The following is an 18557-nucleotide window of genomic DNA, read 5'->3' as shown; positions in this document are numbered from 1 at the left end:
GCCAAAACAATGAGCAAACAACTTAAAAAGTTGCTAAGGGACCTGCTGAACTTCACAACTAGTTCATTATTATATTACTTTGGGATCGATGCTGCAGGACCCGTCGCTGCCGGAGCGGCTGGCGCCACTGGTGCTGCGGCAGGCGCTGCCGCTGGTGCGGTAGGGATGGCCGCCGCGCCGGTTGCTGGAACCGGGGCTGGCGCCGCTGGCACGGCCTTGTCCATCACGCCGCCGCTGACAGCGCCGCTGCCGTGCTGGCTCGAGATGTAGGACAGGGCCAGCGTGGCGCTGAAGAAGATCGCGGCGGCAACGCCGGTCGACTTGGACATGAAGTTCGACGAACCGGTCGCGCCGAACAGGCTGCCCGAAGCGCCCGAACCGAAGGCCGCACCCATATCGGCGCCCTTACCATGCTGCAGCAATACCAGGCCAATAATGCTAATTGCGGAAATGACCTGTACTACGATAACCAGATTGAACAAGGAGTTCATGTTATTCCATTCAAAAATAAGAGATTTGTATCGTTTTGTTTCTACTGCTGATTTTATGCACTACACGGCTTGGATAATCCCGAGGAAATCCACCGCTTTTAATGCGGCGCCGCCTATCAGGCCGCCGTCGATGTCCGGCTGGGCCATCAATTCTTTTGCATTGTCCGGCTTCATGCTGCCGCCGTACAAGATCTGCACACCGGCCGCGACCGGCGCATTCTTTTGCGCCATGCGCGCGCGCAGCAAGGCATGCGCGTCCTGGGCGATTTGCGGCGTCGCCGTCTTGCCGGTGCCGATAGCCCAGACCGGCTCGTAAGCCAGCACGATCTTGGCCAGGTCGTCGGCGCCGATCACATCCAGCACCGCCTGCAACTGTCCGCAGATGACCGCTTCGGTCTCCCCTGCTTCGCGCTGCTCCAGCGTTTCGCCCACGCATACTACCGGCGTCAGGCCGGCGGCCAGGGCCGCAACGGTCTTCTGCGCCACCAGTTCGCTGCTTTCCTTGTGGTAGGCGCGGCGTTCCGAGTGGCCGCACAGCACATAGCGGGAGCCGAAATCGACCAGCATGCCGGCCGAGACTTCGCCCGTGTAGGCGCCGCTGGCGTGGACCGATACGTCCTGTCCGCCCCAGGCGAGCGGGCTGTCTTGCAGTTCAGCCTGGCACTGGGCCAGGTATGGAGCCGGCACGCACACGGCGCAATCGGCGCCAAAGTCGTTCAGGCCGGCCAGTATTCCGGACAACAGAGCCGTATTGCCGGCACGGTTGCCGTTCATTTTCCAGTTGCCGATGACGAGTTTGCGACGCATAGTAGCCTAAAATTCAATAACCCGCTATTTTAAGCTAGGCTGGTAGCCCGGTCAAACCAGCGGGCTCCGGCCGAGCCCGTGAATGGTGAAAATGGTACGAAAAGCAGCCGTCATCCTCGCGAAAGCGGGGATCCATAGGCCGCATCCTATCCGGCGAAGTATGGATTCCCGCGTGCGCGGGAATGACGCTGTGAGGCTAGATTACCTGCAACATGATCTTACCGACATGATTGCTGGTCTCCATCAAAGCATGCGCCGCGGCGGCCTGCTCCAGCGGGAACACTTCGTAGATCACCGGCTTGAGCTTCTTGGCCGCCATCAGCGGCCACACCTTGTCCAGCAGCTGCTTGGCGATCGCGCCCTTGAAGGCGGCCGAGCGTGGCCTCAGCGTCGAGCCGGTGATGGTCAGGCGGCGGCGCAGCACCTGGCCCAGGTCCACCGTGGCCTTGCCGCCGCCCAGCGTGGCGATCAGCGCGATGCGGCCGTCGTCGGCCAGGCAGGAGATTTCGCGCGGCAGATAGTCGCCGCCCACCATGTCGAGGATGACGTCGGCGCCGCGGTCGTTGGTCAGCGATTTGACGATGACGGCGAAATCCTCGGTCTTGTAGTTGATGCCGCGCTCGGCGCCCAGTTGCATGCAGGCGGCCACCTTGTCGTCGCTGCCGGCGGTGGCGAACACGCGGTGGCCCAGCGCGCTGGCCAGCTGGATCGCCGTCACGCCGATGCCCGAGCTGCCGCCCTGCACCAGCAAGGTTTCGCCGGCGGCCAGATGCGCGCGGTCGAACACATTGCTCCAGACGGTGAAGTAATTTTCGGGAATGGTAGCCGCTTCCAGCATGCTCCAGCCCTTGGGGATGGGCAGCACCTGCTCCAGCGGAGCGACGACGTATTCGGCATAGCCGCCGCCCTGCACCAGCGCACAGACTTTGTCGCCGATATCGAAGGTGGTGTAGTCGAGATCGCCGTCGACGATCTCGCCGGCCACTTCCAGGCCCGGCAGGTCGGAAGCGCCGGCGGGAGGCGCATAGTTGCCCATGCGCTGGAACACGTCCGGGCGGTTGACGCCGGCCGCGTGGACCTTGATCAGCACCTCGCCTCCTTTGACGACCGGCATCGGCCGCTCGCACAGTTTCAGGACATCGGCGGGGCCGGGATGGGTGATTTCAATCGCGCGCATGGCTCGCCCTCTCATGGTGAAAGGGCGATTGTACCCCGCACGGCGACACTGGGGTCTGACCCCGTACGGGGTCAGACCCCGCCCGGCGGAGGGGTTAGCCGCCGCCAGTACGGCTCTGCTTAGGCAGCGGCGTGTTCGGCTTCCAGGATGCCGACAGCGCCTGCCCTTCCTCGATCTGCTCCGGCGTCATGCTCTTGACCACCGCGGAACGTTGCTCGGCCGCGTTCATCGAGCCATTGGCCGCCGCCAGGTTCCACAGCATGTAGGCGATCACGTTATCCTGCGGCATGCCGGCCATGTGATAGCGGTACATCAGCCCCAGCGCCTGCTGCGCGTCCGGATGGCCCTGCTCGGCCGCCTTGCGGAACCACGTGACCGCCTGCTTGTGGTCCTGGATCACCGCGTTGCCGGTGTAGTACATGGCGCCGACCACATACTGCGCGTCGGCCTTGCCTTGCAGCGCGGCCTTGCGATGCCACTCCAGCGCCTGCTTGTAATCCTGGGCGACGCCGCGGCCCATGTAATACATCAAGCCCAGCAGGTGCTGGGCGTCCGGGTTGCCGGCCTTGGCCAGCGGCGAGATCTCTTTCAAGGCCGCCGCGTAGTTCTTGTTGTTGTAGGCGGTAGCGCCTTCGGCGAATCCGGCCATCGCAGCCTGTTGCAGGCCTAGTGCGAGACCGATCGCTAGTATGAATTTTTTCATGTCGCGTAGGTGTGTATGTTTTACTTCCAACTTACCTTGCCCAGACCGTCAACGCTCACGTTGCGGTTCAGGGGCTTGCCATAGACAGTGACCGATCCAAGGCCGCTCAAGTTCAATGTCGCATTGGTCTTGGCGTTGACGGTGGCGTTGCCAAGGCCGCTGAGCTCGACGTTGACCGAGTCGGCCTGGAATTTCTGCGCATTCAGGCCGCCGAGCCCACCCAAGGTCGCCTTCAGCAGCTTGCTGTTGCCGCCGAGGGTGATGTAGCCGGCGCCGCGCAGGTCCAGTTCCACGCTCTCGTTCTCGCTGACCCACAGATGCATGCTGCCGACACCGCCCAGGTTGGCCTTCAGGACCTTGTAGTCACAGACCACTTTCATCGTGCCGGCGCCATCCATCGTCAATTCCAGTTCGTCACCGCTGAAGCCGTTGATCTCGGTTGAGCCCACGCCCTCCGACACCACTTCCCGCAACATCGGCAACACCAGCTCGGCTCGGGTGGAGGAGCGGCCGATCTTCAGGCCGCGGCCCTCGGTCTCCAGGTGCAGCGTGTCGCCGCTGGCCGATGCCGTCACCTTTTCCATGGTGCGCTTGTCCGCATACAGCGTCAACGAAGGCGTGGCGCCCTGGCGCAGCTTGAGGTCGAGTACGCCATCGAGCTTGACGCGCACCACGCGGGCGTCGAGCGGGATCACGCGCTTCTCGGTAGGCTCGTCGGCAGCTTGGGCGCGGCCGAACAGCGCACAGACAGCGGCAAACAGCAGGCCAAATTGGAAAAGCTTGTTCATTATCGGGTTCCTCTGGTGTTGTTCTTAGGTGCTGCGAACGGCTAATGTAGCAGTGCACTAAGCTTTCTAGCAATCTTTGCAGTACGACCAATTGTCAAATTACGACAGGCTGGCTTTTTCCACTGCGGTCAGGCGCTTGGCCTTGATTACTACAACTTGCATCGGAGCCTGGGCGGCGGCGACCTGGATCGCCGGTTGCAGGGCGACGGTTGCCTGGGCGGCGGCGCTGGCGTAGGCGGATGCGCCCAGCAGTACGGCGGCGACGACGAAGATGGCTTCCATGTTTTTGGCGATGTTCATTTTTGCTCTCCTTGAATGCGTTTCGGTATGTGATCACTATAGCCATCACTTGACTAACGATCATGCGGATTGCGACGAACTGCACAAATGGGGGACTGGGCGACAGAAAACCGGGAATAAGGCTGAGATGCGCAGCGGCGAACGCCGCTGCGCGAGGGGGTGTTACTGATTCAGGCCGGCGTGGACGGCGCTCCAGAAGCTGGCGTCTTCCATGCCGAAGGCGTAGATCGAGGTGCCGGCCAGTCCGTAAGCGCTGACCAGACCGGTTTTCATGGTCACGCTCTGGGCGTTCTCGTTCCACACCGTGTGCTTCTTGCCGCCGGTGGTGTAATTGAAGGTGATGGCGTTGACGCCGTTGTCGTACTTCGGCGTGACGCCATACTTGGTCAGCAGCGCAGGCACGTTGCGCCAGAACAGCTGGCTGCCCTCGCCTTCCTTGACCCAGTCATAGCCATAGGCCGGGATGCCGTTCAACACCTTGGCCGCCGGCGCCTTGCTGGTGGCGTAATCGAGGGCATTTTCCATCCAGTCAGAACCGGCGACCGCGCCCGGCGCCCAATCCGGAATCGCCTCGTCATAGGTCATCACCTGGATATAGTCGGCCGACTTGCCCAGCGCCGCCAGGTCGAACGGCAGGTTGTACGGGTCGTTTTCGTCGGTGGAGGAGAACGCGGGCACCGTCATGATCAGCTTCAAGCCCTGCGCGTGCAGGGCCGTCGCCAGCGCGGCGGAAAAGTCGCTGAGGTTCTTGCGGTCGGCCTGATCCACCGCTTCGAAGTCGACGTTGATGCCGGCGAAGCCGTTGGTCTTGGCAAAGGCAACCAGGTTGGCGACAGCCGTGGCGCGCTTGGCGCCGGTGACCGCATGCGAGATGACCGGGTCCCAGCCATCGTTGGAGACATTGGAGATGCAGCCGTAAATCGGAATGCCCTTGGACTTGAGGAAGGTGATGGCGTTGGTCGGCGTCGGATCGCCGTTGCCGACCACCGCGCCGGCGCTGGTGATGTTCCAGAAATCGATGGCCACCGCATTGACGTTGGCGTAGTACTTGGTCAGCGAGCTGTAGTTGTTGGTGTAGCCCGAATAGTAGGCCAGCACCATCTTGCCATTGGCCAGCGCCTTGCTGGCTGGGGCACCGCCCTGCACTACGTGCTCGCTACCGGCATCGGCCGGCGTATCAGGCGACGTCACGGCCCGCGCAGCCGCCAGGTTGCCCATGCGCGCCATCGCGCGCGGCGATTGCTGCGCGGTGGGTTCCGAGCCACCGCATCCCGCCAGCACTGCCGTAATGCAGGCCGATATCAACAGTTTTTTCATTGCGTTTCTCCTGTCAGAGTTTGATGTAGATTTTTTTCCGATCCAGCACGTAACCAACCGACCAGCAGCCCAGCATGTACACCACAGCCCACAGCAGCGTTCCATTGCGGGCGCCGGCCCACGGCTGGAACAGGTTCAGGTAAATCCAGTCAAAGATATTCAAGTCGCCGATCTTGAACAGGAAGAAGGTGCTCGCCACCACTTCGCTGAACAGGTAGATGAACAGCGTGTTGCGGCCGAAGACTTCGAAGAAGTAAGTCCAACCGCGCTTGCCCAGCATGTCGATCACGTACAGCAGCAGCGACAGCGTGAACAGGTCGATGGCGATGGTCATCAGCGTGTAGGAACTGGTCCACAGCTTTTTATTGAGCGGGAAGACACTGCTCCAGCACAGCGCCAGTGCAGCCAGTACGGCGGCGGACATGGTCAGCTTGGCGATGGTTTCGTAGCCGGCGCCCAGGCGGCGCACCAGGCGGCCGGCGAAGTAACCGGCCAGCACGTTGACGATGGACGGCAGCGTGCTCAATATCCCTTCCGGATCGAAGGCGATGCCCTCGCCGTGGTACATATGCGCTTCGCCCAGCACCAGCAGATCCAGCTTGCGTTGCGCGTTACCGGCCAGCGTGTAGTCGCCGAACCAGTACATGAGGGCCCAGTAGCCCAGCAACGCCAGCACCGCGAACACGATGGCGCCCTTCTCCTTCCAGTAATGCAGGATCAGCGAGCCGGCGCAGTAACCCAGCGCGATGCGTTGCAGCACACCGAAGATACGGGTGCCGGACAGCGGCAGCATCGTCAGCGAGCCACCCTCGGTGGTGAAGAAGGGGTACCAGTACATCAGGAAGCCACACAGGAAGATCAGCGCGGTGCGGGTGAAGATCTTCTTCAGCACCGCCGCCTCGCCCATGCCCTCGTACTTCTCCAGCGTGAAGCTGAGCGCCGTGCCGACCACGAACATGAAGGTCGGGAACACCAGGTCGGTCAGCGTCAGGCCGTGCCATTCGGCGTGCAGGAAAGGCGCGTAGGTGGTGGCCGGCGTGCCCGGCATGTTCACCATGATCATCAGCGCGACCGTCAGGCCGCGCAGCACGTCGATGGCTTGCGAGCGTTGATGCTGTGTCTTCATTGATGGTCGACTTTCAGTGTGTGTGGGGTTAATGCAAACGTTATCATCATCGCCAGCGTCCGGCGAATGACGATAAGGCTTTGATTCCATTGACTTGTTGCCGGCGCCGCTTACAGTTCCTTACGCGTGCCGACGCGCCCTGTGCGGCGGCGCGTCCGCCGCTGCAACAAAACTTCACAGAGCCTTACAAAATGTATTGCGCGCCTGTTGCTTTGGCGCTCAGGCGGGGGCAGGCAGGCGGATGGTGGCGTTCAAGCCGCCCTCGGGATGGTTTTCCAGCAGCAGTTGGCCGCCGTGGGCCTCGATTACGCTGCGGGCGATGCCCAGCCCCAGCCCCATGCCGGCGTCGTTCTGCTCGCGGCCGTGGGCCAGCCGCACGTAAGGATCGAACAGGCTGGCGAAGGCATCCTCCGGCACGCCCGGTCCGTGATCGCGCACGGCGATCGCCACCGCGCCCGGCTCGGAGCTGACGCTGATCTCGGCGCGGTCGCCGTAGTACAAGGCGTTGTCCAGCAGGTTGCCGATGGCGCGCTTCAAGGCCAGCGGCTTGGCGCGCACTGTGACGCCGCTGTCGCGATAGCCCACCTCGTGCCCCGCCAGCCGCGCGCTGCGCACCAGACGTCCCAGCAGCGCGTCGAGCTTGACCTCGGCCGGGTTCTCGTGGATGTCGCTGTCCTTCACGCATTGCAGCGCGCCTTTGACCATCATGTCCAGTTCATCGAGGTCTTCTTCGAACTCGTTGCGCAGCGCTTCGTCGTCCAGCAGCTCGGAGCGCAGCTTGAGTCGCGTGATCGGCGTGCGCAGGTCATGCGAGATCGAGATGAACAGCCGCTCGCGGTCTTCGATGTAGCGCTGGATGCGTTCGCGCATGGCGCTGAAGGCGCGCGCGGTGTTGATGAATTCACGGCTGCCGGTCTCCGGCAGCGGCGGCGCGCGGTCGTCCTGCCCCTGCCCGAAAGCGGCGGCGGCGTCGGACAAGGCGGCCAGCGGCCGCGTGATCCAGCGCACCACCAGCAGGCAAAGCAGCAGCACCACGGCCAGCGACAGGCCTTGCAGCGCCAGGCGGTCCCACGCCAGCGGATCGTTACTGCTCAAGAAGTACGGGTTGGGCATCAGCGCCGCCATGTACAGCCAGTTGCCCGGCTCGATCTCGGTCTGGATCACCAGTATCGGCGCGGGGTCCGGCTGGATCAGCAGGATGTGCTGGACCCAGGCGTCCGGCAGGTCGCTCAATCGGACGCCGTCTTCCGACACCACCAGCTGGTCCGGCCAGGCGAAGGCCAGGCGGAAGCTGGGCGAATGCGGCAGGTCGCTTTTCAAGGTGGCGCCCACCGTCGCCAGCACGCTGCTGGCCAGCGAATGTTCGGCGATCTGCTGGACCGGCACATAAGCGTGATTGAGGTTGACGAAGAAGCGCGTGCCGCCCATCTCGCGCAGCTGCTGGATCAGCAGCAAACGGTAATTCGGCGGCAGGCTGCGGAAGAAACGGATCGCGCCGGATGCGCCGTGCGCCATGTACTGCGATGCCGACTGCGCCTCCACCTCCGCCTTGGCGCGCAGCTGGCTGGCCCAGATCACGCTGGCGGCCAGCTGCGTCACCAGCAGGCCGGCCGCCATCACCAGCATCAATCGTCCCAGCAGCGACTGCGGCCAGATCCTGCCCAGCCGCTCCAGCATCCGATTCGATGCACGCTTAAGCATGCGAGACGCTGACATCGGCCGAGAACACGTAACCAGCGCCACGCACGGTCTTGATCAAGGCCGGCTGCTTGCCGTCGTCGTTGAGGCGCAGGCGCAGGCGGCTGATCTGCACATCGAGCGAACGGTCCAACGGGCCGGCGTCGCGGCCACGGGTTTCTTCGCACAGCACGCTGCGGTCCAGGATCACGCCCGGATGTTCGACGAAGTACTTCAGCAGCTGGAAGTCCAGGCCAGTCAGCGCGACGACTGCGCCAGCACTATCGAGCACCTTGCGCTCCATCAGGTCCAGCGTAAAACCGACGAAGCGGTAGTAGCGCGCCGACGGCGTCTCCAGCGCGGTACGGCGCAGGATGGCCTTGATGCGGGCCAGCAGCTCGCGCGGGCTGTATGGCTTGGCGATGTAGTCGTCCGCGCCCAGCTCCAGGCCGACGATGCGGTCGGTCTCGTCGGAGCTGGCCGTCAGCATGATGATGGGGACATTCGAACGCTGGCGCACCTGCTTGCACAGCGCGAAGCCGTCGGTATCGGGCAGCATCACGTCCAGGATCACCAGCGACAGCTGCTCGGAGTGGGTGTGCAGCTCAGCCAGGAAGCTCTCGCCGTTGTGCGACAGGATTACCTCGTACTGGTTTTTCTCCAGGTAGGTCTTGAGCAGGACGCGGGTCTTTTGGTCATCGTCTACGATCAGTATCTTGCGCACCTGGTGCTCCTTGGCTTCTGAGGTTAAACAGTCGGAACAACGCGCCCAGGCGGCGTTGCGCCTCGGCGGGCGTGGCCCTGTCGTCTAGAAAATATCGGTGGATTTCGGCGATGATGGCGTCGCGGCTGGCTTCGTCGGTGGCCATGCGGTGCACCAGGCTAGGCGCTTGCACCGCAGCGCCCTGCGCGAAGGTGGTCCATGAGGCGCGCGCACAGCTGTCCATTTTGGACGGGTCGGCGTCGCGCCGCACAGGCACGGCGCCCTTCAGCGCATTGAATTCCGCCTGCACCGTCGGCGACACCAGCAGGCGCGCCATCTTTTCCTGCGACGCCATATGGCGGTAGTCGCCTGCGAACATGGTCAGCGTGTCGACGCTGTACAGGTGGTATTTGGCGGTGCCAGGCGCGGTGCCGCAGGCGTAATCGTCGTCCAGCGACATGCCGCGTTCAGCCAGTTCCGGCTTGGCCCAGTCGCCCATGATCATCATCGCGGCTTCGCGGCGCGCGAACTGGCGCACGACCTCCGGCCACGGACGCTCGTCAAGCTGGCCGCTGATCCAACCCTTGACGACGCGCAGTCGTTCCAGCGCTTCGGCGGTGCGGCGGTCGGCGGCGGCGGCCGGATTGCGGCGAACGAACAAGTCACGATAAAACTCAGGGCCGCTTTCGGCCAGCACCAGGTTTTCGAACAACGCGGCCACCTGCCAGGACTCGCTGCTCTGCGCCAGCGGCATGATGCCGACGGCCTTGAACTTGAGCGCGACGTTCTGGAATTCTTCCCACGTCTGCGGTGGCGACACTTTCAGCTGGGCGAACAGCGCGCGGTTGTAGTACAGCGTATTGACGCGGTGGATGCCGAGTGGCGCCGCCACTACATGCTTGCGATGCTGGATCAGGGCCTGGATGGTGGGGAACAGGAAGCCGTTCCAGTTGCCGGCGCTGGCGACGTTGTCGATTTCCAGCAGCAGGCCCAGTTCCGCCCATTCGGCGACGGAGACGCCGATGATCTGCGTGACTTCGGGCGCATCGCCGGCCAGCACGCGGCTCTTCAGCACCTTGCCTGCGCCCAGTCCGGCGCCGCCCGGTATGGCGGCATCCTTCCATTCAAGGCCTTCGTCGGCCATGCGCGTGGCCAGTACATTGGCGGCCTTGCGCTCGCTACTGGAAGTCCACCAATGCAGTACCTGCAGCGTATTGAGGGAGGTGGCCGGTGCACCGGCGCCCGCTGCGGTGGGCGCCGGCTGTTGCGAGGCATAAGCCATGGACAGTCCGCCGCAATTGAAGGCGCAGGCCGCGGCCAGCAGGCCGAAGGTCCACGCCCGAGCAGGAGGTGCGCGGCGGGCGGTCGAACGAAAGCGCAACCAGGCTAACCTCGGCAAGGCTACTTTTTCTATCGACGCAATCACTCGTTATCCCGAACAAAACAGTGCCATGATTATAACGGAGAAGATCGCCGCCGGGATCAATTGGTATGCTTCGCGTGCGCACTCCCCGTTCAATGGTTGTCGATGTGCGACACCGCGCCCATCCTGCCGTTGCGGTCGAACGCTGCCACTTTGATCTGGCCCTTGTCGGATATCGGCCCGTTCACTGGTTTGCTATTGGTATTCGGCTCGCTGCCGTCGCTGGTATAGCGCATGACGATGCCTGGCAAGACATGGTTGACCAGCACCCGGCCGCCGTCCAGCATCAAGCCCGGAGGCGCGATACGGTAGTCGACGTTGGCGTGTTCCAGGTCGAGGCGCGGCAGCACGCGCTGGCTCAGCGTGTTGACGAAGCCGGACCACGCGCTGCGGTGCAGTGCGGCGGCCTTGGCGGCATCTGGTTCGGTCGCCCAATCGGGATCGGCGGCCCACGAGCGTTCGGCCATCGCCAGCAGGCGTGGCATGACGAGGTAGTCGATGCGTTCCGGCGTGCGCACGGTTTCGGTGAACAGCGTGGCTTCCAGCCCGCGTATGCGGCGTTTGCCGTAATCGGTCAGGGAGTCCTTGCCGACCAGCGGCGGATTGGCGTTCTTCAGGTAGTCCAGCGGGATGAAGTCGTAGACCGTATCCAGCTCGACGTAATCGCCCCAGTTCACTCCCGGCTCTTCGGGATTGGCGTTGTAGGCCATGTCCATGTACATTTTGGTCACCGGCGCCAGCACGATGTCGTAGCCGGCGTTGGCGAGACGGTAGGCGAAGTCCTCTGCGCCTTCGGTGTTGTTCCAGACGTAGGCGCTGAAGCCGTGTTGGGTGAAATGCGGATTCGGTATCAGTTTGTGCTCGCCGCGCAGCTTGGTGCCACGGGCAGCCATCTCTTCCCAACCGGAGGCGTACAGGCCGTGCTTGCGCAGGATGGCGTCGACCCGGTCGTAGAAGTAGTCCCACAGTTCGGCGGTGCTCTCCAGTTTTTTCTTCTGCATGAGCGCGCGGCTGGCGGGCGACTGCTCCCATGCGCCGGCCGGCAATTCGTCGCCACCGACGTGGATGGTATGCAGCGGCACGCCCGCTTCCTTGTACATTGCCGCGACCTGCGTTATCACGTGGTCGATGAAGGTGAAGCTGGACTCCAGGCCGGGATTGATCACGTGGTCGGTGTACAGCTGTGCCGACTTGTAGACGGATTTGTCGTTCAAATCGTTGAGCAGGTATTTGGCGGCGGCGCCCTTCCCTTCGGCCTTCAGGCGGTGGTAGCGCGCTTCCATCGACTTGACGGCGGCGCGGGCGTGGCCGGGCATTTCGATTTCGGGGATTACCTCGATGTGGCGCGCGGCGGCGTAGCGCAGGATCTCGATGTACTCGGCGCGGGTGTAGTAGCCGCTGCCGCTGGCGTCACGCGGATCGGGGCCGGAGCCGTAGGCCGGCTGCATCCGCACACCGGGCTTGGCGCTGTGGCCGCGCACCGCGCCGATGCTGGTCAGCTCCGGCAGGCCGGCGATCTCCAGGCGCCATCCTTCGTCCTCGGTCAGGTGGAAGTGGAATTTATTGAGCTTGTAGCGCGCCATCAGGTCCAGCAGCTTGAAGACGGTTTGCTTGGTGTGGAAGTTGCGGCCTACGTCCAGCTGGAAGCCGCGATACTCGAAGCGCGGCGCGTCGGTGATCGTCACTGCCGGCAGTTCGATATTGGCGGTGCCAGGCAGCGGCAGCAGGTCGCGCAGCGATTGCAGGCCATACGCGACGCCGGCAGCGCTGTTGCCGACGATGTCGATGCCGTTATTGATCGTCAACGTGTAGGCTTCCGGTGAGGTGGAGCCGGCCACTGCGCCCACGCTCAACCGCAGCGTCGGCGCGCCCTCACCGGCCGCCGGCAAGTTGGCAGGGAACAGTGAGCGCGCAAACGCGGCCTCCGTCTTCAGCGCGGCGGGAGCGACGATCTTCGGCAGCGCAGCCAATTGCAGCTTGCCGCCGCCCGCTTGCAGATGCTGCGGCGTCGGGAATACCGGCGCCAGCGCGGCGGCCGGCATCCAGTCCGCATTGGCGTTGCGGCGATAGATGTCCTGCACGGTGACGACCGGCTTGGCGCCGCTGCTGCCCTTGTCCAGCTGCTCGGGACGCGTCACCGGCAGCAGCTGGTAGTCGGCGATGGCCTGGCCGACATCCGGCGCGGCGTCGTAGACCAGGTAAGGCCCGGCCGGCGCCTTGGCCAGTTTGATGACCAGGTCGGGATGGTAGTAAGCGATGTTCAGCGTTTGCCCCGCCGGCACGCCGGCAAAGCCGGACGCAGGACGAATGCTGTACAGATTGCCCGCCACCTGTTCCAGCAGCAGATTGCCGTCCAGCGGTCCGGTCGCAACGCCGTCCATGACGTTGAAGTACAGCGTCCAGCCCTGCGCGGGCAAAGGCTGCTGGCCAAGATTGGTCAGGATCAGGCGCGCCTGCGTGCCTCCGCCCGGCGCCTCGGGCGTGAACACAGTGCGCACCAGCTCCCAGCGCAAGCGGATCTGCGCGCCGTTGGCGTATCTGGCCAACGCTGCCGCCGTCTTCGCTTCCGGCGCGGCCTGCACAAACGCTCCACCCGCCATTGCCACCATCAGCCACGAGGCCAGCGCGATGCCACTGTACTTGATCTGCTTACGCATTCGATTCCTTTTCTTTTACCAGGTGGCGCCGAGGCGGATGCCGTAGATGCGCGGATCGTTGTAGGACGCCGTCACATAACCGGGATCGACCACGCTTGCGTAGTTCTTCGCCAGCGTCTGGCCCCAGTTTTTTACATACGCCTCCACGTGCCATTTGCCGCCAGGAGCAACCAGCTTGATCGCCGCATCGACCGTGGTGTAGGCCTTCTGTGCATCGGAGATGTGGGGATTATCCAGATTCCGCAGCGAGAAGTACATCTTGTCCTGCCAGCGCGCGGAAATCCATGGGGTCAGCGTGTAGTCGCCCAGTTCGAAGTCCTGTGAAACGTTCAGGTTCAGCGTATTGGCCGGCGCGTACGGCAAGCGGTTACCCGCGATATTCAGCGGGAATTTTCCGGCGAACAGAGGATCTGTTCCTTCGTACGCTACGCACGGCGGCGCGCCGTACTTGTCGCGGATGTTGCAGCTGATCGAGCTGTCTTCGCTGTAGGTCGGATAGGACTTGATGACCGCCTTCAGATGCGAATATGAATAGCCGATGTGCGAACCGGGCCACGGCTTGTACTCGCCCTCGATTTCCAGGCCGGAGATATTCGCCTGCGCCGCGTTCTGCGTGCCGTAAATGACCACGCTGTCGCAATACGGATTGGTGGCGGTGCACGGCACCTTCGGAATGATCTTGCCGACGGTGACGCCGCCGGTCAGCTGCATGTCCTTGTAGCGGCTATAGAACGCGGTGGCGGAGAAACTCAGCTTGTTGTTCAGCAGGCGGCCCTTGTAGCCCAATTCGAAGTTGGTCAGCGTCTCGGGATTCCACGGCATGTTGGTGTAGTGCGGTCCCGGCGTCAGGCCGGCGCAGTTGCCGTTCAAGCCGGTGCGGCAGATATCTTCCTTGTCGCTGAAGCCCCCGGCCTTGTAGCCGGTCGACAGCGAGGTGTAGACCATGTCGCGCGGCGTCAGCTGGCGGCTCAGGCCCAGGCGCCAGGTGAACTTCTTCCACGAGGCCGAATCGTCGCTGACCACCGGATGGATCGACGAATCGAAACCACCGGCGCCGTAGTAGCCACCCATGCCCGGCTTCAGGTCGGAGCTGTTGAACGGCACGAAGCCCGGCGTACCCGGCGTGCCGGGATTGTGCAGTCCCTTGAAGTAGATCGCCGGATCGTCCGAGAACGCCGTGTCCCAATACTGGCCGCCGACGTCCTTGCGGGTGTCGCGGGTCATGCGGCCGCCCACGGTCAGGTTCCAGGTCGGCGCGAATTCCCAGTCGGCCTGCGCGAAGATGGCCTTGGAATCGGACTGGCGGTCGGCCTGGTGATAGAAGTAGGACTCGGCTGGGAAGCCATACGTGCCCCACGACGCCCCCAGGTAGTCCTGCGCGTAGTCGATGCTGTTCTTCTCGTGCATCCAGAACAGGCCCGCCACATAACGCAGGCGGTCGTACTTGCCGCGCAGTTGCAGCTCGTGGACGGTGGAGACATACTTGGACGCCGTGGTGTAGGTCGCGTAGTCGTTGAACGGCGACGTGCCCGGACGCTCGGCCAGCTCGCTCTCGATAGGCTGGTAGCCGCTATCACTGTCCTGGATCTCGCGCCGCTTCTGGCTGGACCATGAGGCGTTGTACTCGATGGTGGTGGATGGATTCAGATCCCATACCAGGCCGCTGCGTAAGGTGTCGATGGTCATGTCCATCACGCCCGGCACGTTGACCTTCACGTCCCACTGGCCGCCGGTGCAGGCGTACGGTGTGCCGGCCGCCTGTTCGCAATCCTTGATCGGCAGGTCGCCGGCGCCGTTGTTCTGGTACTTCTCGTAGGTCAGGCGCCAGTCGAGATCGGGACGGATTTTCCAGCGCGCCTGCAGACGCGCCGCGTATTCATCCTTGTTGGTGTAGAACTTGTCGGCGCCGACCTTCTGGTTGAAACGCTGGTCGATGTCGGGAATGACGTTGCCGGCCGAATCGCGGGCCGGCACGATGCCCAGCGCCGGGAAGTTCGCCGCGTAGAAATCCTGCTGCTGGTTGATGTAGCCGTCACGCTTGATCTTCATCGCAGTGACGCGCATCGCGAAATTGTCGTTGACCGGGATGTTCTGCACCGCCGAGATCTGGCGTCCACGGTAGTTGCTTAAATCCGCTTCGGCAGTGCCGTAGCTGCTGCCGAATTCCGGCTTGGCCGGAATGATGTTGATGCTGCCGCCGGTCGAGTTACGACCGAACAGCGTACCCTGCGGACCACGCAGTACCTCGACCTGATCGAGGTCGAACATCAGCGCCAGCGCAGCCTGGGGACGCGGCTGATACAAGCCCGCCACGTGCAAGCCCACGGCCGGGTTGCCGATCTCCGTGAAGTCGGAGCTGCTGACGCCACGGATCGCGATCTGCACGCCACCGCTGCCGTCGTTGGAGGTGCCCAGCTGCAGATTGGGGATCTGGCCGCTCAATCCGCGCACGTCGGTGATGCCGTCGCGGCTCAGCGCCTCCTGCGTCACCGCCGTTACCGCCACCGGCGTCTTGAGCAACGAGGTGGAATGGCGTGTCGCCGTCACCTTGACCTCCGCCACCTGGTCCTTGGTGGCGATGGCCGAGACATCGGCCTCCTGTTGCGCGTAAGCCGTGCCGGCACAAATGCTGCCGATGGCGAGACTCATAAATTTTCTCTTGAAACTATGATGCGACATCATTACTCTCCCGATCAAACGTTATTTATCTCGCCACCAGCAAGGTGTTGCGTCCAGCTTTTTTAGAACTTGGCTTTCAAGCCAACGCTGTAACGCGCGCCGTTTTCATACACGCCCACCGGCAAGCCGTCGGTCGTATTGGTGCGGATGACTTCATTGGTGATGTTCACCGCCGTCAGGTACAGGCTGATCTTCGGCGTGATATCCCAGCTGGCCGACGCATCCCACTGACCGTAGGCGCTGGTCACGTCCTGGCCACCTTCATCCAGCGCGCCGTAGGCCTTGGAGCGGTAGTTGTACGACAGCCGCGCGCTGTAGCCATCCTTCTCGAAGAAGCCGGTGATATTGGCCTGGTTGCGCGAGTTGCCGACCACGTTCAGCTTCACGCCGCCCGCATTGGCGCCGGTCTTGGCGTCGGTGTAGGTGTAGTTGACGATGGCGCCGAAGCCACTGCTGAACGCTTGCTGCCATTGCAGTTCCAGGCCGTTGACCGTTTCGCCGTTGTTGGCGTTGTACGGACGGGTGACCGGACGCAGCACGCCGCCCACGTTCTCCGTCGCAGTCTGCGTGTAGATGAAGGTATCCAGCTTCTTCGCAAACACCGTGGCCGACAGCAGCGACGCATCGGCGTAGTACCATTCGGCGCCGAGTTCCGCCTGGTTGGCATGGTAAGGCTTGAGCAGCGGATTGCCGGAGGTGGCGGCGTTGGTGGTGCCGCTGACTTCCGTACTGGCGCTCAAATCGCTGTAGGTATTACGCGCCATCACACGCGCCACGGCGCCGCGCACCAGCAGATCCTTGTTGACGGTGTAGACCGCGTTCAGGTTCGGCAGCACATCCGTGTAGCTGCGGCTGACGTTGGCCAGCGTGTAGTTGCCGGTGCCTTTCAAGTCCTGGTAGGCCTCGGAGTTCTGGTCGGTCTTGACGATGCGGGCGCCGAAGTCGCCGCGCCATTGGCCAACAGCGAAGTCCGCGCGCGCATAGGTCGCGTAGATCTTTTCCTTGATCTTGTAGTACTCGCCCTTCGCTTCCGCGTAGACCATGCCCTTGTCATACATCGGGAAGCCTTTGGAGTAGGCCAGGCCGTCATCCACCCATGCGTACTGCGTCAGCGAGCCTGGATTGGCGGCTTTTTGGCTCAGCAGGGGCGAAGCACCGGTCGACAGGTCGGCCAGCGTGAACGACTGCCAGCCAGGATTGCCAGGACCATCCGTGCCGATGGTGCGATGGTTCTGCACCGTGGTGTCGCGGAACTTGGCGCCGACCTTGAACGATTTGAAGAAGCCGTTGTTCACGTCCAGCGTCAGGTCGCCCTGTGCATAGTTTTCCTTGGTCTCCATGCGGCGGATCCAGTCGCGCGAGCTTTGCAGCGTCAGCTTGCTCGGGTCGAGAGGATTGATGTCCTGGTACTTGACCTCATACGTGTCCGGCGCGATGTTGAAGGTGGTGCGGGTATTCCCGACGAACCAGAAGTTGCGGTCATGGTCGCTGCCACCGGAGCCCTTGGTGGTGCCGGCCTGGCCGTGGAATTTCCAGTTGTCGGCGTCGTAGGTGCCTTCCAGGTCCAGCACTTCCGACTTGATATAGGACTGGCGGAAGATCGGTTCGAACGACACGCCGCCCGTCGGGCCGACGGTGCCGCCGACCAGCGCCTTGGTGCCATCGGAGGTGGTGATGAACTTCGGATTGGTGACGGCGATATTCCCCTTCGCATCCGCCAGGCCACCCGCTTCCCACAGGTAGTTCTGGTTGCTGTTGTCCATGCTCATATCCGAGTTCATGTAGTTCAGCGAGATATCGGTGTTGGCATTCGGGCGGGCCTGCAAGGTGATGTCGCCGGTGGTGCGTTTGCGGTCCTGGCGGAAGATCGCCGAGCCGCCGCCCCACGATGCATAAGCGCCAGGCGTGACGACGCCGTTCTGGTCGACGATGTTGTACTTGGTCGAATCGGTGAAGTTTTCCAGGCCGTCGCGGCGCATGGTGCGCTGCTGGCGGCTGACGGCGACCAGCGCACCGAAGGTCTTCTGCTCGTTGGTCCAGCTCAGCAAACCGGAGATCTGCGGATCGGTTTTCTTCGGCAGCTTGCTGTAGGTCTCCTCGACCGACACCTGCGCCACCAGCGGCTTCAGTTGCAAAGGCTTGCGGGTCTTGACGATCACCAGGCCGCCGATGCTGCCCTCGTCCAGGTCGGCCGACGGGCTTTTATAGACGTCGATACTGGCCACCAGCTCGGAGGCCAGGATGTCGTAGTTGAAGCCGCGGCTTTGCGAATCGTTCTTCCACCAGTAGCCGGAAGCGACGGCTTGGCCGTTCAACTGGGTCAGGTTCAGGTTCTTGTCTGTGCCGCGCACGAAGATGTCGCGGCCCTCGCCCCAGGTGCGGTCGACGGAGATGCCCGGCACGCGTTGCAGCGAGTCGGCCACGTTCTTGTCCGGGAATTTTCCGACTTCCTCGGCAGTGACGGTATCGATGACGTTGCCGGAATCGCGTTTCTCAGCCAGGTTGCGCTTCAGGCGTTCGCGGATGCCGCGCACTTCAACGGTTGCGGTGTCGCCAGTTGGCGCAGCCTCGCTGGTTTGGGCCGCTTCGGCCGCAACTGGATCCGCTGCATATACCTGGTGCGCAAAGCCGCCGCTCAGCGCCAGTGCGATCAAGTGAGGTAATATTTTTTTCTTAAGTACCGGCTTAGTCATTCAATTCTCCTTGTTT

The 18557-nt window shown here is 63.0% G+C and carries 14 protein-coding genes; all 14 read right to left on the bottom strand.

Features of this window, described 5'->3' with window-relative positions; translation table 11 throughout:
- Positions 1-74: 74 nt before the first annotated feature.
- Positions 75-491: a preprotein translocase subunit SecG gene (gene secG / locus V6M89_RS07270; protein WP_332852562.1), complete on the bottom strand. Its 417-nt coding sequence runs from the start codon at positions 489-491 to the stop codon at positions 75-77.
- 60 nt (positions 492-551) lie between these two features.
- Complete coding sequence (tpiA, locus tag V6M89_RS07265; protein WP_332852561.1) at positions 552-1298, bottom strand: triose-phosphate isomerase; 747 nt, start codon at positions 1296-1298, stop codon at positions 552-554.
- A gap of 196 nt (positions 1299-1494) precedes the next feature.
- Complete coding sequence (locus tag V6M89_RS07260; protein ID WP_332852560.1) at positions 1495-2475, bottom strand: NAD(P)H-quinone oxidoreductase; 981 nt, start codon at positions 2473-2475, stop codon at positions 1495-1497.
- Positions 2476-2569: 94 nt separating this feature from the next.
- Positions 2570-3178, bottom strand: a complete 609-nt coding sequence (locus V6M89_RS07255; RefSeq protein WP_332852559.1) for a tetratricopeptide repeat protein — start codon at positions 3176-3178, stop codon at positions 2570-2572.
- A 20-nt stretch (positions 3179-3198) separates the two neighbouring features.
- On the bottom strand, positions 3199-3966 hold the full coding sequence (locus tag V6M89_RS07250) for a GIN domain-containing protein (RefSeq protein WP_332852558.1): 768 nt from the start codon (positions 3964-3966) through the stop codon (positions 3199-3201).
- A 99-nt stretch (positions 3967-4065) separates the two neighbouring features.
- Entirely contained in the window at positions 4066-4266 is a 201-nt protein-coding gene (locus V6M89_RS07245; RefSeq protein ID WP_332852557.1) for a hypothetical protein, read from the bottom strand.
- A gap of 162 nt (positions 4267-4428) precedes the next feature.
- Complete coding sequence (locus V6M89_RS07240) at positions 4429-5583, bottom strand: glycosyl hydrolase family 18 protein (protein ID WP_332852556.1); 1155 nt, start codon at positions 5581-5583, stop codon at positions 4429-4431.
- Between the two features lie 13 nt (positions 5584-5596).
- Positions 5597-6709 (bottom strand): acyltransferase family protein, encoded by a 1113-nt coding sequence (locus tag V6M89_RS07235; protein WP_332852555.1) that lies wholly within the window; start codon positions 6707-6709, stop codon positions 5597-5599.
- Between the two features lie 219 nt (positions 6710-6928).
- A complete protein-coding gene (locus tag V6M89_RS07230) occupies positions 6929-8410 on the bottom strand; it encodes an ATP-binding protein (RefSeq protein ID WP_332852554.1) in 1482 nt (493 codons plus the stop codon).
- Positions 8403-9110, bottom strand: a complete 708-nt coding sequence (locus tag V6M89_RS07225) for a response regulator (protein ID WP_116988028.1) — start codon at positions 9108-9110, stop codon at positions 8403-8405. The genes V6M89_RS07230 and V6M89_RS07225 overlap by 8 nt, the downstream gene beginning before the upstream one ends.
- On the bottom strand, positions 9082-10515 hold the full coding sequence (locus V6M89_RS07220; protein ID WP_442881958.1) for an ABC transporter substrate-binding protein: 1434 nt from the start codon (positions 10513-10515) through the stop codon (positions 9082-9084). Before V6M89_RS07220 ends, V6M89_RS07225 begins: the two co-directional genes overlap by 29 nt.
- Positions 10516-10604: 89 nt before the next feature.
- On the bottom strand, positions 10605-13169 hold the full coding sequence (locus V6M89_RS07215) for a family 20 glycosylhydrolase (RefSeq protein ID WP_332852552.1): 2565 nt from the start codon (positions 13167-13169) through the stop codon (positions 10605-10607).
- Positions 13170-13184: 15 nt separating this feature from the next.
- The gene (locus V6M89_RS07210; RefSeq protein WP_332852551.1) at positions 13185-15818 is read right to left on the bottom strand and encodes a TonB-dependent receptor; all 2634 of its coding nucleotides are present in this window, start codon (positions 15816-15818) and stop codon (positions 13185-13187) included.
- A gap of 92 nt (positions 15819-15910) precedes the next feature.
- Positions 15911-18541: a TonB-dependent receptor gene (locus V6M89_RS07205; RefSeq protein ID WP_332852550.1), complete on the bottom strand. Its 2631-nt coding sequence runs from the start codon at positions 18539-18541 to the stop codon at positions 15911-15913.
- Positions 18542-18557 lie beyond the last annotated feature (16 nt).

It is taken from the genome of Duganella sp. S19_KUP01_CR8 (assembly GCF_036688705.1).
GTDB lineage: Bacteria > Pseudomonadota > Gammaproteobacteria > Burkholderiales > Burkholderiaceae_D > Rugamonas.
This window is presented reverse-complemented; position numbering and strand designations above follow the sequence as displayed.